This window comes from Streptomyces sulfonofaciens (assembly GCF_014656295.1).
Classification (GTDB): domain Bacteria; phylum Actinomycetota; class Actinomycetes; order Streptomycetales; family Streptomycetaceae; genus Streptomyces; species Streptomyces sulfonofaciens.
In genome coordinates, this window is the sequence record NZ_BNCD01000002.1 from 271668 (window position 1) to 289709 (window position 18042).

Consider the following 18042-nt stretch of genomic DNA (forward strand, 5'->3'; position numbering starts at 1 on the left):
ACGGCTCGCTCACGTGCCGGCGGGGCCGGGCCGCACCCCGGCTGCCTGCCCCGGCAACGGTCCGTCCTCCCCACGGACACAGAGGGTAGGGCGGCCGATACCGAGGCACGTCGGCGCCGGTCAGGACGGACGTACGGCCATCTTGTCGAGGGCTTCCAGCAGCCCGGGCAGCTCCGGCCCGCGGCCCACGGGGAGCACCTCGCCGGGCTCCTCGTCGAGCAGGACGAAGGCGATGTCGTCCGTCCTGGCCACCATCGACCAACCGGGCCCGTCGGCGCGCAGCGTGCGGGCCCGTCCGGGGGCGAAGGACGAGCGAACGCGCCCGAGCGGCGGCGGGGCGTCCACATAGGCACGCGCCTCGGCCAGCACCCGCTGGATCCCGTCATGAGCCCTGCGTTCGCCGCCCGCGGCGCTGTCGGCAGCTTCGTCCGCCTCGCTGCCACCATCCCCACCGCCTTCGCCGTTCGCGAAGTTCGCGTCGTCGATCTGCTCCCGCCACGCAGCCCACTGGAGCGCTATCTCGTCGGCACCGAGCCGCCGCTGCGCAGGGCCCCAGACCTCGGTGTCAGGCGGTGTGAGGGGCGACTGGTCGACGCTGTCTGAGTCCGGCTCGGGATCGTGCGGCGCGGGCACGCCCGGCGCGGAGACCGCCAGTGCCAGCGGCCAGCCGGGCAGCGCGGTGACGACGGATCGCTCATCAGGGGACAGGTCGTACTCCATGCCGCAGTCCCAGGAGGCGATCGCCACCGCGACGAGCGACACATCGTCCACCACGACCGTCCACCGCGCACCCGCACTGTCCTGGCCGAGAACCAGGCCGTACCCCTCGGCATCAGGAAGCAGACCGAGCGCCTGACACGCCTCCGGATAGTCGTCGCCCAGCACGCTCGGGAACTGCGCGGGCGTCAGCAACACCGCGGTCAGCACATACAGCGCGTCGTCCTCGGCGGCGACGGCTGCGTCGTCCGTCACGGCCATGATTCCTCCCCAAAGCTTCGTCCGTCGGCGCACCTTAACCTTCGGCGATCAGCTCGTCGAGGGCGGGTGAGCTGGAAAGTTACCCGGGGTCCGCCGTGTGGCGCGGTTGTCCGACCGGTCGGACACACCGGCGATGAGCGTGGCAGGTGCCGGGCTCAGCGGAGTCGGACGGCGAGGGCGAGGAAGCGGGCGTCCGTGTCGACGTACGAGGTCATTCGCCAGCCGGAGCGCGCCAGCAGTGGCCGCAGATTCCCCTCCGCCCGCAGGTCGGAGGGGGTGACCCGGCGTCCTTGACGAGCTGCCAGGGCCGCGCGTCCGATGGGGTGGAAGAGGGCCAGGATCCCCCCGGGGCGCACCACCCGGGCCAGTTCGCGGAGGTTGTCGTCGGGCTGCGGCAGATGGGCCACCAGGCCCGCCGCGAACACGGCATCGAGCGCCTGCGTGCGTACGGGCAGCCTCGCCACGTCCGCGAGCAGCAACTGCCCCTCGATGTGGCGTCCCGCCTGCACGGCCTCGTCGAGCATGGCTGGGGTGAGGTCGGCGCCGAGCACGACGCCGTCAGCGCCGACCTCACCCCGCAGCGCCGGCAGGGCGCGGCCGGTGCCGCATCCGGCGTCCAGCACCCGGTCCCCGGGCCGCAGTCCCAGTTCGGCGGCTGCCGCCCGGTACGCGGGCCCGTCGTCGGGGAACTTCGCGTCCCAGTCGGCGGCCCGTGCCGTGAAGAACTCGCGTACGCGTGCGTGGTCGTCGTTCATGGACGGCATCGTCTCGCACGACCCGGCTCCCGGGTGGCGGCGGCGGTCAGTTCGACAAGTCGGCCGTCCCGGATCCGGGCCCGTGCCACCACGACCACGACCGGGGCGGCGCCGGTCACGGCCCAGGCACGCAAAGGTCGTCCGCCACGGGTAGGGACCCGCATCCCCTGGGGTCCCTGCCGGTCGTGAGGGCGACCTCATCACCGTCCATCAGGAACCGGACCCATGCGCCCCGCGCGTTGCCGTCCTCTGACAGGGTCGGAAGTGTGGCGGTACGGGTGCTGTGAGAGGCAGGCCCGCCAATCCTCGTCGGTCATCTTGTGCGCCATGCCTCCATCCCGCTTGCCCCGAAGCCGAGGGTGGTGAAGGCTGGCAGACAGATCCTCCGGCCGGGGGGAAACGGGTGGAGGACACGCGAGCGGGGAGACCGCACATGCCTCAGAACAAAGGGCTCGGTTGGCTGCTGGACGACTTGACGCAGCGCGTCGAGCACGTGCAGCACGCCATGGTCCTGTCGAACGACGGACTCGTCACCGGTGCGAGCACCGGCCTGAAACGCGAGGACGCCGAGCATCTGGCCGCCGTCTCATCGGGACTGCACAGTCTGGCCAAGGGCTCGGGACGTCACTTCCGTGCGGGCCGGGTCAGGCAGACCATGATCGAGTTCGATGACGCGGTGCTGTTCGTCACGGCGGCGGGCGACGGCAGTTGCCTGTGCGTCCTGAGCACCGCCGAGGCGGACGTGGGCCAGGTCGCCTACGAGATGACGCTGCTCGTCAACCGTGTCGGGGAGCACCTCGGAGTGGACGCCAGGCAGCCGGAGCACGCTCCCGCCGCGGAGAGCTGACGACCGGCAGGGGACCCTCCGAAGAAGCCGCAGGCGACCCCGACGGAATCGAAGACGAGCCTCGAAGGCGCTCCTGACCTGCGAAAACCAAGGCAGCAACGAAGTTATCCACAGGCTCGGCGAGCCTGACGGCAATCGGGCTACGGTTTTCCCGGGATCGATCGCACCCCGATCGATCGCCTCACACGGGGGAGACCAGCCATGACAGGCAACACCATCACGAAGCCCGCTGCCGCAGCCGGCTCATCGGCCATGCCGGCATCGCTCACCTGGAGCCGGGCTGCTCGCGAGCTCGGGCTGCGGCGTGCCGAGTTCGACTTGGCCGTCCACCTGGGCCGCGTCCGCACCGTCAGCGATGCTGCTCGCGCCCATGAGCCGCCCGGAGCCGCCCGGGCCCGCAGGCGTGTCACACGCGAGGAGATCGACCGCATCCGCGCCATGGAGGGCTTTCCCGAAGTCCTGCGCGCGGACGTCTCGACCGTCAGCGCTCCCGAGGGCGCCCGGACAATGGGCATCACCACCGCACGCTTCACCCGGCTGGCCCGGCTGGGTCTTGTGACCCCGGTCCGCTTCTACCTCAACCGATACCGCACCGTGGTGTGGCTGTATCTGGTCGAGGAGCTGCGCGACTTCGCCGCCGCCAAGGAGAACGAGGCCCTGCTGAGCGCACGCCTGCCCGAGACGCTCCGCTCGCAGTTGGACTCGGGTACCGACCTGCGCGCCCGGAACTGGCGTGGCAGGCATGCGGGATTCCTCCTGCGGCTCGTCGAGGATCCATGGGCCAAGGCTGCGATCACCGCCTCCCTGCTTGACGCGGACGAGGTCGCGGACGTGGTCGACGATCCGCACGAGCGCGCCTACCTGGCCTGGCTCAGGCCCGAGCGGCCCGATCAGAGCCCCGCGGGCTCGCCGGCGTCGCGGGTCGTCGACGAACTGGTCAAGGCGGACGCCCCGGAGGAGCTCGAGTGGCTGCGCTCCAGCCTCTCGATCGCGGTCACCGAAGCCAGAAACGACAGGCCCGCACCGCGACTGGAGCCGGCGGCCCCGCTCGGCGACGAACCGGACGGAGCGGCGTCGCCGACCCCGCAGGAAGGCGGCGCCGGGCAGCCCGAGACAGTACCCGAAGACCCTCCAGCCCGCCCGAAGAGGCTACTGGCCAGGCTTCGCCGGAGCCGTGAGTGAGCGACGGCTGCCGCCCACCCGCGGTCCCGCACTTCAGACGGACCTGAAAAGTCCCTCCTGGACGACGGACACCAGCAGGCAGCCCTTCTGGTCGTAGATGCGGCCGCGCGCCAGACCGCGTCCGCCGATCGCGATCGGGGACTCCTGGTCGTAGAGGAACCACTCGTCCGCGCGGAACGGCCGGTGGAACCACATGGCGTGGTCGAGCGACGCCATATCGAAGCCCCGAGGCCCCCACAGCGGTTCCACAGGGATGCGCACCGCGTCAAGCAGGGTCATATCGCTGGCATAGGTGAGTGCACAGGTGTGCACCAGCGGGTCGTCGCCCAGCGGTCCCACGGCACGCATCCACACCGCGCTCCGCGGCGGGGCGTCCTTGATCTCCTCCGGCGTCCAGCGCAGCCGGTCGACATAGCGGATGTCGAAGGGCTGGCGCCTGGCCATCCGTTCCAACTGCTCGGGCAGGGCGCCGAGGTGTTCCCGGATCTCCTGCCCGATCGTGGGCAGCTCCTCCGGGCCCGGCACCTCACGCGGCAGCGGCAGCTGGTGTTCGAAAGTTCCTTCCTCAGGCTTGTGAAAGGAGGCGGTGAGAGTGAAGATCGTGCGGCCCTGCTGTACGGCGGTGACCCGCCGGGTCGTGAACGACCGCCCGTCGCGGACCCGCTCCACCAGGTACACGATCGGCACTCCCGGCCTGCCCGGACGAAGGAAATACGCGTGCAGGGAGTGCACGGGGCGCTCGCCGTCGGTGGTGCGGCCCGCCGCCACCAGTGCCTGGCCCGCGACCTGCCCGCCGAAGACCCGCTGCAGGGACTCCTCGGGGCTGCGGCCGCGGAAGATGTCGACCTCGATCCGCTCCAGGTCGAGCAGATCGACAAGTCGCTCCGCCGGATTCGTCATGGCTGCTGTTCTCCCGGGTGCAGGTCGGAATGTGGGCGACGGCTTGAACGGGGCGGGTGCGCAGGACGGTTTCTCACAACTGGCCGACGTCCGTGACACGGACCACCGCCCGGCCCTCGGCATCGGAGGCGGTGAGATCGATCTCCGCACTGATGCCCCAGTCATGATCGCCGTTCGGGTCGGCGAAGGTCTGGCGGACGCGCCAGAGCCCGTTCTCCGGCTCCTCCTCGATCATGAGGAGCTTCGGACCGCGCGCGTCGGGGCCGGTGCCGAGGGTGTCGTACTCGTCCCAGTAGGCGTCCATCGCCTCGCCCCATGCATCGGCGTCCCAGCCACCCTCGGCGTCCATCTCGCCCAGCTCCTCGACATGGTCGAGCGCGGCGAGCTCCACCCGGCGGAACATGGCATTGCGGACCAGCACCCGGAAGGCGCGGGCGTTCGCGGTGACAGGCTTGACCTGGTCGGCCTTCTCCTGGGCCTCCTCTGCGGTCATCTCCTCCGGATTCGCGAGTTGTTCCCACTCGTCGAGCAGGCTGGAGTCGACCTGGCGGACCATCTCACCCAGCCAGGCGATCAGGTCCTGGAGATCGTCCGACTTCAGGTCGTCGGGAACCGTGTGGTCCAGTGCCTTGTAGGCGCTGGCGAGGTAGCGCAACACGATGCCCTCGGTCCTGGCCAGCTCGTAGAAGGAGACGAACTCACCGAAGGACAGAGCCCGCTCGTACATGTCACGGACGACGGACTTCGGCGACAGCGGATGGTCGCCCACCCAGGGATGGCTCCTGCGGTAGGTGTTGTAGGCGTGTTGGAGGAGCTCTTCGAGTGGCTTCGGGTAGGAGACGTCCTGCAGCCGCTCCATGCGCTCCTCGTAGTCGACGCCGTCCGCTTTCATCGCGGCGACCGCCTCGCCGCGCGCCTTGTTCTGCTGGGCGGCCAGGATCTGCCGGGGATCGTCGAGGGTGGACTCGACCACGGAGACCATGTCGAGCGCGTACGACGGCGACTCCGGATCCAGCAACTCGAACGCGGCGAGGGCGAATGTCGACAGCGGCTGGTTGAGCGCGAAGTCCTGCTGCAGGTCGACCGTCAGCCTGACGATCCTGCCCTCCGGGTCCGGGGCGTCCAGCTTCTCGACGATGCCGCCGTCCAGCAGGGACCGGTAGATCGCGATGGCCCGGCGGATGTGCCGCAACTGCTGTTTGCGGGGCTCGTGGTTGTCCTCCAGCAGCCGGCGCATCTCCTCGAAGGCGTTGCCGGGGCGGGCGATCACCGCCAGCAGCATGGTGTGGGTGACCCTGAAGCGGGACGTGAGCGGTTCCGGCTCGGATCCGATCAGTTTCTCGAAGGTGTTCTCCGTCCAGCCCACAAAGCCCTCCGGCGCCTTCTTGCGGACCACCTTGCGCCGCTTCTTGGGGTCGTCACCCGCCTTCGCAAGCGCCTTCTCGTTCTCGACGACGTGCTCGGGTGCCTGCGCCACCACGAGCCCGGCCGTGTCGAAGCCGGCGCGGCCGGCCCGCCCCGCGATCTGGTGGAACTCCCTGGCCCGCAGGACCCGGACCCGGTTGCCGTCGTACTTGGTGAGAGCGGTGAACAACACCGTGCGAATGGGCACGTTCACCCCCACGCCGAGGGTGTCCGTCCCGCAGATCACCTTCAGCAACCCGGCCTGTGCCAGCTTCTCCACCAGCCGCCGGTACTTGGGCAGCATGCCCGCGTGGTGGACACCGATCCCGTGCCGCACGTAGCGCGACAGATTGCGGCCGAACCTGGTGGTGAAGCGGAAGTTGCCGATGAGCTCCGCGATGCGGTCCTTCTCCTCGCGGGTACACATGTTGATGCTCATCAGCGCCTGGGCGCGCTCCACGGCCTGCGCCTGCGTGAAGTGCACGATGTAGACGGGCGCCTGCCGGGTCTCCAGCAGCTCCGTCAGCGTCTCCGTCAGCGGCGTCACCCGGTACTCGTACGACAGCGGGACCGGCCGGGTGGCGGAGCGGACCACCGCCGTCGGGCGGCCGGTCCGGCGGGTGAGGTCCTTCTCGAACATCGACACGTCACCGAGCGTGGCCGACATCAGGATGAACTGTGCCTGCGGCAATTCGAGCAGCGGGATCTGCCAGGCCCAGCCGCGGTCGGCCTCCGCGTAGAAGTGGAACTCGTCCATCACGACCTGGCCGATGTCGGCGTGCCTGCCGTCCCGCAGCGCGATGGAGGCGAGCACCTCGGCCGTGCAGCAGATCACGGGCGCATCGGCGTTCACGGAGGCGTCGCCGGTCAGCATGCCCACGTTCTCGGTGCCGAAGAGCTTGCACAGCTCGAAGAACTTCTCGGACACCAGTGCCTTGATCGGAGCCGTGTAGAAGGTGACCTCGTCACGGGCGAGGGCGGCGAAGTGCGCGCCTGCCGCGATCATGCTCTTTCCCGACCCGGTCGGGGTCGCCACGATCACATTCGCACCGGAGACCACCTCGATCAGCGCTTCTTCCTGGTGCGGGTAGAGCGTGAGACCGCGCTCGGTGGCCCACGACTCGAAGGTCTCGTAGAGAGCGTCGGGGTCGGCGGTCTTCGGGAGCTGATCGATAAGGGTCACACCCCCATCTTGCCCGCCGACCCGCTCGAAGAGGGAATCGGAAGCTCATGCGAAGATCGCAAACGCTACGCTGGGGCGCCGACGAAACGTCACCGATCGCGGACAACTCCACACACGGACAAGGAAAACGGGGCGGGATGCAACCATGATGGGACCGGCACACTCATTGTCCGGGGCGGCGGCCTGGCTGGGGGTGGGCGCGGCGGCCGCCGCAGGGGGGCACGCCATGCCCTGGCCGGTCCTCCTCGTGGGTGCCCTGATCTGTGCGGGGGCGGCCCTCGCCCCGGACCTGGACCACAAGGCGGCGACGATCTCCCGGTCCTTCGGACCGATCTCGCGGGGCGTGTGCGAGATCGTCGACAAGCTCTCCTACGCCGTCTACAAGGCCACCAGGATGACGGGCGACCCCAGACGCAACGGAGGACACCGCACCCTCACCCACACCTGGCTGTGGGCGGTGGTGATCGGCGGCGGCACCTCGGCGCTGGCGGTCACGGGCGGCCGCTGGGCGGTGCTCGCGATCCTCTTCATCCATATGGTGCTGGCCATCGAAGGGCTGCTGTGGCGGGCCGCCCGCGGTTCGAGCAGCGATGTGCTGGTGTGGTTGCTGGCCGCTACCAGCGCCTGGATCCTCGCAGGGATCCTGGACCAACCGGGAAACGGCTCGGACTGGCTGTTCGCAGGATCCGGGCAGACGTACCTGTGGCTCGGCCTGCCCATCGTGCTGGGCGCTCTGGTGCACGACCTCGGGGACGCCCTGACGGTGTCCGGCTGCCCGATACTCTGGCCGATACCCGTGGGCCGCAAGCGCTGGTACCCGCTCGGACCGCCCAAGGTCATGCGTTTCCGGGCCGGGAGCTGGGTCGAGCTGAAGGTCCTCATGCCGGCGTTTATGCTGCTCGGCGGCGTAGGGGCGGCCGCCGCGCTCAACTTCATCTGAGGACGGCGGCCGCCCCTGCGCCGGCACGGCCACGGACGCCGGGATCACACCGATCACCCGTGCCCGCCGACCCGCACGCTCTATCCGTGCCAGGAGCGCCACAGCGCCGCGTACGCACCGTCCGCCGCCACCAGCGCGTCATGGCTGCCGAGCTCGCTGATGCGGCCGTCCTCGACGACCGCGATCAGGTCCGCGTCGTGTGCGGTGTGCAACCGATGCGCGATGGCCACCACGGTGCGCCCGTCCAGGACCCTGGCCAGGGAGCGTTCCAGGTGCCGGGCCGCGCGTGGGTCGAGCAGCGACGTCGCCTCGTCGAGGACGAGGGTGTGCGGGTCGGCGAGCACCAGTCTGGCCAGTGCGAGCTGCTGGGCCTGGGCCGGCGTGAGTGCGAGCCCACCCGAGCCGACCTCGGTGTCCAGGCCGCCTTCGAGGTCGCTCGTCCAGGCCTGGGCGTCCACCGCGGCGAGTGCCGCCCACAGCTCGCTGTCCTTGGCACCCGGCCGGGCCAGCAGCAGGTTGTCGCGCAGGGAGCCGACGAACACATGGTGTTCCTGGTTGACCAGGGCCACATGGGCGCGGACCCGCTCGGCGGGCATCCGGGACAGCTCGGCGCCACCCAGCGTGACGCGTCCGTCGCGCGGCGCGTAGATCCCCGCGAGCAACCGGCCCAGGGTGGACTTGCCCGCGCCGGAGGGGCCGACCAGCGCCAGCCTCGTACCGGGGGCGACCCGCAGCGACACCTGGCGCAGCACATCGACTCCCGGCCGGTACCCGAAGTGCACCGCCTCGGCGTGCACGGCCCGCCCGTCGGGGGCGAGGCAGGCGTCACCCCCGTCGGGGCTGATCTCCCGTACGCCCACCAGGCGGGCCAGCGAGACCTGGGCGACCTGCAGTTCGTCGTACCAGCGCAGGATCAGTCCCACGGGGTCGACCAGCATCTGGGCGATCAGTGCGCTGGTCGTCAGTTGGCCCACGCCGATCCAGCCCTGCAGGACGTACACGCCGCCGATCATGAGCACCGAGCACAGCACGGTCACGTGTGTGGCGTTGACGATGGGGAAGAGCACCGTCCGCAGCCACAGTGTGTACCGCTCCCACGCCGTCCACTGGGCGATGCGGCTGTCGGAGAGTTCGATGCGGCGGGGGCCGAGCCGATGGGCCTCCACGGTCCGGCCGGCGTCGACGGTCTCGGTGAGCGTGGCGGCCACGGCCGCGTAGCCGGCTGCCTCCGAACGGTAGGCGGACGGTGCGCGTCTGAAGTACCAGCGGCAGCCCGCCACCAGCAGCGGTACAGCGACCAGTACGGCCGGGGCGAGTGCCGGCGCCGTCACGACGAGCCCGCCGATCAGCAGGGCGGCCCATACGACACCGATCGCCAGTTGGGGCACGGCCTCCCGCATGGCGTTCGCGAGGCGGTCGACGTCGGTGGTGATCCGGGACAGCAGGTCGCCCGTACCGGCCCGCTCCAGCACACCGGGCGGCAGTCCCACGGACCGTACGAGGAAGTCCTCGCGCAGGTCCGCCAGCATCCGCTCGCCGAGTACCGCCCCGCGCAGCCGTACCTCCCGTATGAAGTAGGCCTGCACCACCAGGGCGGCCGTGAACAGCAGGATGGTGCGTTCCAGGTGCAGTTGGCGCAGGGCGGCGGTGTCCGTCACGTCCTGCACGAGGCCGCCCAGCAGGTAGGGGCCGGTCATGGAGGCGGTGACGGCGATCGCGTTGGCGGTGATGAGCATCAGGAAGGCCCGGCGGTGACGGCGGAAGAGCTCGCCGATGTAGGCCCGGACGGTGGCCGGGGAGCCGACGGGGAGGGTGTGTGCGGTGGTCGGTGCCGCAGGGTCGTAGGCCGGTGGCGCCACGCCGATCATGCGGTCTCCTCGATGTCTTGCAGTTCGTCCGGTGTACGTGAGTCCGGCAGGGCGTCCGGCGGGCCGGGAGGCCCTGCGGTGGTGTGCAGCCCGGACGTGGCGGCGTGCGGGCCCCGCTCATCGGTGCCGGCAGCCGCGTGGGACTCTCCGCCGTCGGGTTCACGGGTCACCACGGATCGGTACGCGGTTTCGGTGGCCAGTAGTTCGCGGTGGGTGCCCGTCGCGCAGACCTTTCCGTCATGGACCAGGACAACCCGGTCGGCCCGGTCCAGTAGCAGCGGTGACGAGGTGAACACCACCGTCGTCCGCCCCGTCCGCAGGCTTCGCAGCCCGTCCGCGATGCGTGCCTCCGTGTGCGAGTCGACCGCAGAGGTCGGCTCGTCCAGTACCAGTACTTCCGGGTCGGTGACCAGCGACCTCGCCAGCGCCAGCCGCTGCCGCTGGCCGCCGGACAGCGAGCGCCCGCGCTCCGTGATGTGGGACCGCATGGGATCCGTCGAGTCGGGTGCGCCCTGCAGGAGGGCGTCCAGGACGTCGGAGCACTGGGCGGCGGTCAGGGCCTGTTCGGCGGTGACCGCGCCTGAGGCGGGGACGTCGAAGAGCTCGCCCAGCGTGCCCGAGAGCAGGACTGGGTCCTTGTCCTGCACGAGGACGGCGGTGCGTGCGGTTGCCAGCGGGAGTTCGTCCAGCGGGACCTCACCGAGCCGGGCGGAGGAGGTCTTCGGGGCGCCGGGGGAGGTGTCGCTCGGAGCGTGGCCACCGAGCCGTTCGGCGAGGCGGCCTGCCGCGTCCGGGTCGCCGCACACCACGGCGGTGAGCCGGCCCGCGGGCACCAGCAGGCCCGTCGCCGGGTCGAACAGGTCGCCACCGGGCGGTGCCGCGGTGCGCGACCCCGGTGCCGCGGCGCGTGACCCGCCGGCGTCCGTGGGCCGTTCGAGCGAGAGAACCCGGGCCGCACGCCGGGCCGAAGGTCGTGAGAAGGAGTACGCCATGGCGATCTCCTCGAAGTGTCGTAGCGGGAAATTGAGGAGGGTGACGGCGCTGTAGACGGTGACGAGTTCGCCCACGGTGATCCGGCCCTCGCGGGCGAGGTGCACGCCGTACCAGACGACCGCGATCAGTAGGGCGCCGGGCAGCAGCACCTGGACCATCGAGATCAGCGACCACATGCGGGCGCTGCGCACGGCGGCCCTGCGTACCTCCTGGGAGGCGCGGCGGTAGCGGTCGAGGAAGAGCTGCTCGCCGCCGATGCCGCGCAGCACCCGCAGCCCGGCGACCGTGTCGGAGGCCAGTTCCGTGGCTCGCCCCGCCTTGGTGCGTTGCTGTTCGGCCCTGCGGGCTGCGCGCGGCAGCAGCGGCAGGACGGACAGTGCCAGTACGGGCACCCCGATCGCGACCACCACGCCAAGGGCGGGCTGGTAGACGAGCAGGCCCGCGCAGATGGCGACCACGGTGAGCGCGGCGGCGGTGAAGCGCGACAGCGCCTCCACGAACCAGCCGATCTTCTCGACGTCGCCGGTGGAGACGGCCACGACCTCGCCGGCTGCGACCCGCCGGGTGAGGGCCGATCCCAGATGGGCGGTGCGGCGGGCCAGGAGCTGCTGGACGCGGGCGGCTGCGGTGATCCAGTTGGTGATGGCGGTGCGGTGCAGCATGGTGTCGCCGGTGGCGATCGCGATACCGCACAGTGCGGTGAGCCCGCCGGTCAGGGCGAGCCGTACACCGCTGCGGTCCACCACGGCCTGTACGGCGAACCCGACGAGGTAAGGAAGCGTGGAGATGGACAGGAACGTCACCAGGCCCCAGGTCAGGGACCTCAGTTGCCCACCGAGCTGGTTCCGGCCGAGCCACAGCAGGAAACGGGGGCCCGAGCGGGCGTCGGGTACGCCCGGGTCGGCGTAGGGAAGGTCTCGAATCTGCATGGCGCCCCGGTTCTCGCTGAGTTGGGAATAGGACGGACAGGTGGAAGAGTGCCGAAAGATTGGGAAGGAGGCAGGGAAGGAATGTGGAGGCGATGAAGCGTACGGAGCGGGTCCGAGCCCCTGCATGGGCCGGACCGGCAGGACGGGTGCGGGAACGGGCGAAGAGATGAGGAAGAAAACCGTGACAGGCTCGCGGCACGAGGCAGCACAAGGCAATCGATTTTTAGGCGGCGGGCGATGGCTCGTGAGGCGCCCTACGGACATCGCACCACGCCACGACCCCTATCAGGCGCCGCTCGGCAGCCCGGGGCCGATACGGCCGAACGGGTCAGTCCGTCCGGTTCTCGCCGCTCTGGCCTGCGGGGCGCTGTTGGCGACCCTCGTCTCGTGCGGGCACGCGAAGGACACGAGCGCGCCGAAGAACAGAGCGTCCTCGGACAAGACCGAACACGCCCGCGCACAGTCCGCCGGCCTTGACCGAATCCCCGATGTGGGTGAACGACTCCAAAGCCGTATCCCTGCCGAATCCCGTCAGGTGGTCGCCGTCTACGGCAAGGGGCCCGATTCCGCCGACTCCACCGTCTCGCTGTTCAGCAAGCGCAGCGACGGCTGGCACAAGACCCGTACCTGGTCCGGGCACAACGGCAGGAAAGGGTGGGCGCGCCCGCATCACGTGGACGACAAACGCAGTCCGGTGGGCGTCTTCACGCTCAGCGACGCGGGCGGCGTGCTGCCCGATCCCGGTGCCAAGCTGCCGTACACCTCGTCCGCGGCGTTCCAGGCCCCGAGTTTCTGGGGCAAGACGTACCAGCACGACTTCGACTACGTGATCGCGATCGACTACAACCGCGTCAAGGGCACCCCGCCCAATGATCCGACGCGGCCCCAGGGCTATGCGAAGGGCGGCAGCATCTGGCTGCACATGGACCACGGCAGCGGAACGACCGGATGCGTGAGCGTGTCCAAGTCGGCCATGGAGTACCTGCTGCGCACGCTGGACCCGGGCCGGCATCCGGTCGTGGTCATGGGGGACACCGCGAACCTGCAGTCCTGAACCGCTGCCTACGCGGCTCGCCCGTCGGCTCGCCCGTCGGGTCGCCCACTGGTGGGGCGGCCCGGTGCCGCGTGGACGTACGGGCGGCCCCACTCGTGCAGGTCCCGGCTCCATCGAGCCGACGACCCACGATCCTTGAGGCTGTGCATCCGTGCCGCACGGGCGGCAAGGCCCCGGGCGGCACGGGCCCAAGGGGCGCGGCCCCGACCGGCACGGACCCGAACGGTGTGGATGCGAATCCGGTGGCGGTCGCTCCGCCCCCGTCCGTACGCCCCTACGTCCGCGGGACGCCCGCGACCGCCGTCTGCTCGGCGGGGCCGGAAGGCGCGACAGGGGCAGAGGGCTCGTCCGGGCCGTCCAACAGGGCGGACAGCAGTCCGCCGAGAACCTCGCGCTGACGTGTGCTCAGCGCGGCCAGGATCTCCTCCGCTGCCCCTCGGCGGGCACGCCGCAGTTCCTTGAGGGCCAGCCGTCCGTGCTCGGTGACCTCGATCCGTATCACCCGGCGGTTCCCTGGGTCGGGGACGCGGCGCACAGAGCCGCCACCCTCCAAGCCGTCCACCAGTGTGGTGACGGCCCGGGGCACCACCTCGAGACGGCGCGCGAGGTCGGCCATGCTGGGCGGCGCTCCGTACTGCGCGAGAACACGCAGCAGCCGCGACTGGGCCGGCGTGATCCCGAGCCCGGACCGCTCCAGATGGCGCTTCTGGATGCGGTGTACACGGCGGGTCAGCCGCAGCAGTTGCTCGGCGAGCAGTCCGTCGGCGTCTGGGGTGCTCATACGGGAACCATATCAGGACCTTATTCATTGTGAATATAGGTAACAGTGAGCTAGGCTCTGTACGCCTCACCAGGCGTGTCCCGCCGTGCCCACCCTGCCGACCGCCGTGCTCTTCCATCCGATTCCCGACCACCGTAGGAGCCCATGCACACCGACCGGACCATCTGGACGCCGCCCACCGCCGATCCGGACCAGCCCCGCCAGACCCGCCGGATCCTCCGCCTCTTCCGCCCCTACCGCGGCCGCCTCGCCGTCGTCGGCCTGCTCGTCTGCGCCTCGTCGCTGGTGTCGGTCGTCACGCCCTTCCTGCTCAGGGCCATCCTGGACACCGCCATTCCGCAGGGCCGCACCGGCCTGCTGAGCCTGCTCGCCCTGGGCATGATCCTCAGCGCCCTGATCAACAGCGTCTTCGGCGTGTTGCAGACACTGATCTCCACCACCGTCGGCCAGCGTGTCATGCACGACCTGCGCACCGCCGTCTACGGCCGACTCCAGCGGATGTCCCTGGCGTTCTTCACCCGCACCCGCACCGGCGAGGTCCAGTCGCGCATCGCCAACGACATCGGCGGCATGCAGGCCACGGTCACCTCCACCGCCACCTCCCTGGTCTCCAACGTCACCAGCGTCATCGCGACGATCGTGGCCATGCTCGCGCTCGACTGGCGGCTCACCGTCGTGTCGCTGCTCCTGATGCCGGTGTTCGTGTGGATCAGCCGCAAGGTCGGCAGGGAGCGCAAGAAGATCACCACTCAGCGGCAGAAGCAGATGGCGGCCATGGCGGCCACCGTCACCGAGTCCCTCTCCGTCAGCGGCATCCTGCTCGGCCGCACCATGGGCCGGGCCGACTCGCTGACGCGTTCCTTCGAGATCGAGTCGGAGGGTCTGGTCGATCTGGAGGTCCGGTCGAACATGGCGGGCCGCTGGCGCATGGCGGTCATCACCATCGTCATGGCCGCCATGCCCGCCGTCATCTACTGGGCGGCGGGCCTCGCCTTCCAGCTCGGCGGCCCGACCGTCTCGATCGGCACGCTGGTCGCCTTCGTCTCGCTCCAGCAGGGCCTCTTCCGGCCGGCCGTCAGCCTGCTGGTCACCGGTGTGCAGATACAGACCTCCCTCGCGCTCTTCCAGCGCATCTTCGAGTACCTCGACCTGCCCATCGACATCGAGGAGCCGTCGAGCCCGGTGCATCTGGGCGAGGTGAAGGGTGAGATCCGCTTCGAGGGCGTCGAGTTCCGCTACGAGGAGACGGCACCGCCGACGCTCGAGGGCATCGACCTCACCGTTCCCGCGGGCGGCAGTCTCGCCATCGTCGGGCAGACGGGATCGGGCAAGTCGACCCTGAGCTATCTGGTGCCGCGGCTGTACGACGTGACAGGCGGGCGCGTCACCATCGACGGTGTCGACGTGCGCGACATGGACTTCGAGAGCCTGGCGCGCACGGTCGGCGTCGTCTCGCAGGAGACCTACCTCTTCCATGCGTCCGTGGCCGACAACCTCCGTTTCGCCAAGCCCGACGCCACCGACGAGGAACTCGTGGCGGCTGCCCGCGCCGCGCAGATCCACGAGCACATCGCCGCGCTGCCGCAGGGGTACGACACGCTCGTGGGTGAGCGCGGTCACCGCTTCTCCGGTGGCGAGAAGCAGCGCCTGGCGATCGCCCGCACCATCCTGCGCGATCCGCCCGTGCTCATCCTCGACGAGGCGACCAGCGCGCTGGACACCCGTACGGAACATGCGGTGCAGGAGGCCATCGACGCCCTGTCGGCCGACCGCACCACCATCACCATCGCGCACCGGCTCTCCACCATCCGCGGCGCCGACCAGATCGTGGTGCTGGAGGCCGGCCGGACAGCCGAGCGCGGTTCGCACGAGGAGTTGCTCGAGGCGGGCGGGCGCTACGCGGCGCTGGTCCGCAGGGACGCACGATTGGAGCAGGCGAAGTGACTATATGCCCGGTTTCTCGCTGTATGCGGGTTACCGTGCCGCCATGAGACCCACACCTCCGAGACGGAGGCGGAGCAGCGTCCGGCTGACGCGGCGCGGCCGGCTCGTGGTGAGCGCCGCCTGCGCGCTCACCCTGGCAGCGGTCGTCGCGGTGATCGTGAACGCGCTGCTTCCCGACGAGCACGAACAACCGCCGCAGATGCTGACGATCCCGGAGGGCTGGCGCGCCCGTCAGGTGTACGAGGCGGTGGACAAGGCCCTGGCCGCGCCCGCGGGCACCACCAAGAAGTCACTGGCGACGGCGCATCTCGCACTGCCGCAGGAGGCACGGGGCAACCCGGAGGGCTACCTCTTCCCGGCCACGTACCCGATCACCGGGCAGACCACGCCCGGTGGGTTGCTGGCCGAGATGGTGGAGACCGCCAACAAGAAGTTCAGCGGCGGTGGTGTGGCGGCCGGAGCTCAGGGCAACGCGCTGAACGTCTACCAGGCCGTCATCATCGCCAGCGTCGTACAGGCCGAGGCCGCCGCTCCGGACGACATGGGCAAGGTGGCGCGGATCATCTACAACCGCCTCTCCCGTGGAATGCCGCTCCAGATGGACTCCACCATCAACTACGCGCTGAACCGCTCCACGGTGCACACCACCGAGAAGGACACCAAGCTGGACAGCCCCTACAACTCGTACACCCGGATGGGCCTGCCGCCCACGCCCATCGGCAACCCCGGCGACCAGGCGATGCGCGCTGCGGTCGCCCCCACGCCGGGCGACTGGCTCTACTTCGTGACCGTCAAGCCGGGGGACACGCGCTTCACATCGAGTTACGAGGAACAGATGCGGAACGTCGCGGAGTTCAACCGCAACCACCGGGCGGCCCGGATGGCGAGCTGAGATCAGGCGGCGACCGGTTCCCCGGCGAGCAGCCTGCGGATGTCCCGGACGGCCGCCCGGCCCGCCCGGTTGGCCCCGATGGTGCTGGCCGAAGGACCGTAACCGACGAGGTGGACCCGCGGATCGGCGACCACCCGCGTGCCGTCCAGGCGGATCCCACCGCCCGCCTCGCGCAGCCGGAGCGGCGCCAGATGGTCGATGGCGGCACGGAAACCGGTCGCCCAGAGGATGACATCGGCGTCGACGCGGCGTCCGTCGCTCCACTCCACACCGTCGGGGGTGATCCGGTCGAACATCGGCAGCCGGTCCAGTACGCCCTCGGCGCGCGCCCTTCGGATCGCGTCGGTCGACGGGAGCCCCGTGACCGAGACCACGCTCAGCGGGGGGAGTCCCTGCCGGACCCGTTCGTCGACGAGCGCGACGGCCTCCCGGCCCCTGTTCTCGTCGAAGGGACCCTCGCGGAAGACGGGAGGGCGGCGCGTCACCCAGGTCGTCGCGGCGGCGTACGGGGCGATCTCCATCAGGTGCTGGGTGCCCGAGGCCCCGCCGCCCACCACGATCACCCGCAGCCCGGCGAACTCCTCGGGGCCCCGGTACCGGGCCGTGTGCAGTTGCCGTCCGCGGAAGGTCTGCTGGCCGGGATAGCGCGGCCAGAAGGGCCGCTCCCAGGTGCCGGTGGCATTGACCAGTGCGCGGGTCGCCCAGTTTCCCGCCGGGGTCTCCACCAGCAGGCGGCCGTCATCGCCCTCGCGCACCGCGTGGACGTCCACCGGGCGCAGCACGGGCAGGTCGAAGGCCCGCTCGTACGCGTCGAAGTACTCGGCGATCACCTCGGACGAGGGCCGGGTGGGATCGGCGTCGGCCAGTTCCATCCCGGGCAAGGAGTGCATGCCGTGCACCACGCCGTACGTCAGTGTGGGCCAGCGGAACTGCCAGGCGCCGCCGGGCCGTGGGGCATGGTCGAGCACGACGAAGCCGCGGCCCGGTTCGAGGCCGGTGCGGCGCAGGTGGTAGGCGCTGGACAGCCCGGCCTGGCCCGCCCCGACGACCAGCACATCGACGTCCCTGGCCGCTTCGGTGCGGGTGGTGCCGGGCCTCTGACGGGCGTGTCGCGCGCCGTCGGTACCGCCGGCCGCCGCGGCGCTCGCGGCACCCGCAGACCGGCCGGAGCCGTCGAGATCCACGGCCCCGTGCACGCCACCGTCCAGAAAATCGTTCACGCTTCTACTAACTCCGGCGAGTCGTCGGGTCTTCCCCTCGGGTCTTCCCGTCGCGGCCGACCCCGGCCCCGGTTCCCGGTCCCGCCCCCGGCCCCCGCACCGACTCCCGGTCCCCCGCCGCTCCCGCACGCCACGCCGCCCCAACTTCCTCACCCTCCGCACGACACGCCAC

Annotated in this window: 14 protein-coding genes; 6 read left to right on the forward strand and 8 right to left on the reverse strand. The window is 70.6% G+C overall.

What is annotated here, in order from left to right; genetic code table 11:
* Positions 1-120: 120 nt before the first annotated feature.
* Together IE313_RS04180 and IE313_RS04185 are read right to left on the reverse strand one after the other, a co-directional pair.
* Positions 121-978 carry a hypothetical protein gene (locus IE313_RS04180; RefSeq protein WP_189929511.1) on the reverse strand — a complete coding sequence of 286 codons (858 nt, stop codon included), beginning with the start codon at positions 976-978 and terminating at the stop codon, positions 121-123.
* A gap of 155 nt (positions 979-1133) precedes the next feature.
* Positions 1134-1733 carry a class I SAM-dependent methyltransferase gene (locus IE313_RS04185; protein ID WP_189929512.1) on the reverse strand — a complete coding sequence of 200 codons (600 nt, stop codon included), beginning with the start codon at positions 1731-1733 and terminating at the stop codon, positions 1134-1136.
* Between the two features lie 433 nt (positions 1734-2166).
* Here IE313_RS04185 and IE313_RS04190 point away from each other — a divergent pair, with 433 nt between their 5' ends.
* Positions 2167-2580 (forward strand): roadblock/LC7 domain-containing protein, encoded by a 414-nt coding sequence (locus IE313_RS04190; protein ID WP_189929513.1) that lies wholly within the window; start codon positions 2167-2169, stop codon positions 2578-2580.
* A gap of 201 nt (positions 2581-2781) precedes the next feature.
* Positions 2782-3762: a DUF6397 family protein gene (locus IE313_RS04195; RefSeq protein ID WP_229924368.1), complete on the forward strand. Its 981-nt coding sequence runs from the start codon at positions 2782-2784 to the stop codon at positions 3760-3762.
* 33 nt (positions 3763-3795) lie between these two features.
* Here IE313_RS04195 and IE313_RS04200 read toward each other — a convergent pair whose 3' ends face one another.
* Positions 3796-4662 (reverse strand): acyl-CoA thioesterase, encoded by an 867-nt coding sequence (locus IE313_RS04200; RefSeq protein WP_189929514.1) that lies wholly within the window; start codon positions 4660-4662, stop codon positions 3796-3798.
* 73 nt (positions 4663-4735) lie between these two features.
* On the reverse strand, positions 4736-7249 hold the full coding sequence (locus IE313_RS04205) for a DEAD/DEAH box helicase (protein ID WP_189929515.1): 2514 nt from the start codon (positions 7247-7249) through the stop codon (positions 4736-4738).
* Between the two features lie 145 nt (positions 7250-7394).
* On the opposite strand from IE313_RS04205, the gene IE313_RS04210 reads away from it, so the two are divergent.
* Positions 7395-8189 carry a metal-dependent hydrolase gene (locus IE313_RS04210; RefSeq protein WP_189929516.1) on the forward strand — a complete coding sequence of 265 codons (795 nt, stop codon included), beginning with the start codon at positions 7395-7397 and terminating at the stop codon, positions 8187-8189.
* An 80-nt stretch (positions 8190-8269) separates the two neighbouring features.
* Here the strand turns inward: IE313_RS04210 and IE313_RS04215 are convergent, their stop codons facing one another.
* Both IE313_RS04215 and IE313_RS04220 read right to left on the reverse strand, forming a co-directional pair.
* A complete protein-coding gene (locus IE313_RS04215; RefSeq protein ID WP_189929517.1) occupies positions 8270-10057 on the reverse strand; it encodes an ABC transporter ATP-binding protein in 1788 nt (595 codons plus the stop codon).
* Positions 10054-11979, reverse strand: a complete 1926-nt coding sequence (locus tag IE313_RS04220; protein ID WP_189929518.1) for an ABC transporter ATP-binding protein — start codon at positions 11977-11979, stop codon at positions 10054-10056. The genes IE313_RS04215 and IE313_RS04220 overlap by 4 nt, the downstream gene beginning before the upstream one ends.
* Before the next feature lie 313 nt (positions 11980-12292).
* On the opposite strand from IE313_RS04220, the gene IE313_RS04225 reads away from it, so the two are divergent.
* Positions 12293-13033 carry a L,D-transpeptidase family protein gene (locus tag IE313_RS04225; RefSeq protein WP_229924404.1) on the forward strand — a complete coding sequence of 247 codons (741 nt, stop codon included), beginning with the start codon at positions 12293-12295 and terminating at the stop codon, positions 13031-13033.
* Positions 13034-13307: 274 nt separating this feature from the next.
* On the opposite strand, the gene IE313_RS04230 is transcribed toward IE313_RS04225, so the two are convergent.
* On the reverse strand, positions 13308-13814 hold the full coding sequence (locus IE313_RS04230) for a MarR family winged helix-turn-helix transcriptional regulator (RefSeq protein WP_189929520.1): 507 nt from the start codon (positions 13812-13814) through the stop codon (positions 13308-13310).
* Between the two features lie 144 nt (positions 13815-13958).
* Between IE313_RS04230 and IE313_RS04235 the strand changes: the two genes are divergently transcribed.
* The gene (locus IE313_RS04235) at positions 13959-15758 is read left to right on the forward strand and encodes an ABC transporter ATP-binding protein (RefSeq protein WP_189929521.1); all 1800 of its coding nucleotides are present in this window, start codon (positions 13959-13961) and stop codon (positions 15756-15758) included.
* A gap of 43 nt (positions 15759-15801) precedes the next feature.
* Positions 15802-16650, forward strand: a complete 849-nt coding sequence (mltG, locus tag IE313_RS04240; protein WP_189929522.1) for an endolytic transglycosylase MltG — start codon at positions 15802-15804, stop codon at positions 16648-16650.
* Between the two features lie 2 nt (positions 16651-16652).
* On the opposite strand, the gene IE313_RS04245 is transcribed toward mltG, so the two are convergent.
* Positions 16653-17705, reverse strand: coding sequence for an NAD(P)-binding domain-containing protein (locus IE313_RS04245; protein ID WP_189929822.1), 1053 nt, complete (start codon positions 17703-17705; stop codon positions 16653-16655).
* Between the last annotated feature and the right edge of the window lie 337 nt (positions 17706-18042).

Excerpts from the sequence above, each read along its gene's own strand:
- IE313_RS04180 (WP_189929511.1), bottom strand. The coding sequence starts at position 978 with ATGGCCGTGACGGACGACGCAGCCGTCGCCGCCGAGGACGACGCGCTG.
- IE313_RS04185 (WP_189929512.1), bottom strand. The coding sequence starts at position 1,733 with ATGAACGACGACCACGCACGCGTACGCGAGTTCTTCACGGCACGGGCC.
- IE313_RS04190 (WP_189929513.1), top strand. The coding sequence starts at position 2,167 with ATGCCTCAGAACAAAGGGCTCGGTTGGCTGCTGGACGACTTGACGCAG.
- IE313_RS04195 (WP_229924368.1), top strand. The coding sequence starts at position 2,782 with ATGACAGGCAACACCATCACGAAGCCCGCTGCCGCAGCCGGCTCATCG.
- IE313_RS04200 (WP_189929514.1), bottom strand. The coding sequence starts at position 4,662 with ATGACGAATCCGGCGGAGCGACTTGTCGATCTGCTCGACCTGGAGCGG.
- IE313_RS04210 (WP_189929516.1), top strand. The coding sequence starts at position 7,395 with ATGATGGGACCGGCACACTCATTGTCCGGGGCGGCGGCCTGGCTGGGG.
- IE313_RS04215 (WP_189929517.1), bottom strand. The coding sequence starts at position 10,057 with ATGATCGGCGTGGCGCCACCGGCCTACGACCCTGCGGCACCGACCACC.
- IE313_RS04220 (WP_189929518.1), bottom strand. The coding sequence starts at position 11,979 with ATGCAGATTCGAGACCTTCCCTACGCCGACCCGGGCGTACCCGACGCC.
- IE313_RS04230 (WP_189929520.1), bottom strand. The coding sequence starts at position 13,814 with ATGAGCACCCCAGACGCCGACGGACTGCTCGCCGAGCAACTGCTGCGG.
- IE313_RS04235 (WP_189929521.1), top strand. The coding sequence starts at position 13,959 with ATGCACACCGACCGGACCATCTGGACGCCGCCCACCGCCGATCCGGAC.
- mltG (WP_189929522.1), top strand. The coding sequence starts at position 15,802 with ATGAGACCCACACCTCCGAGACGGAGGCGGAGCAGCGTCCGGCTGACG.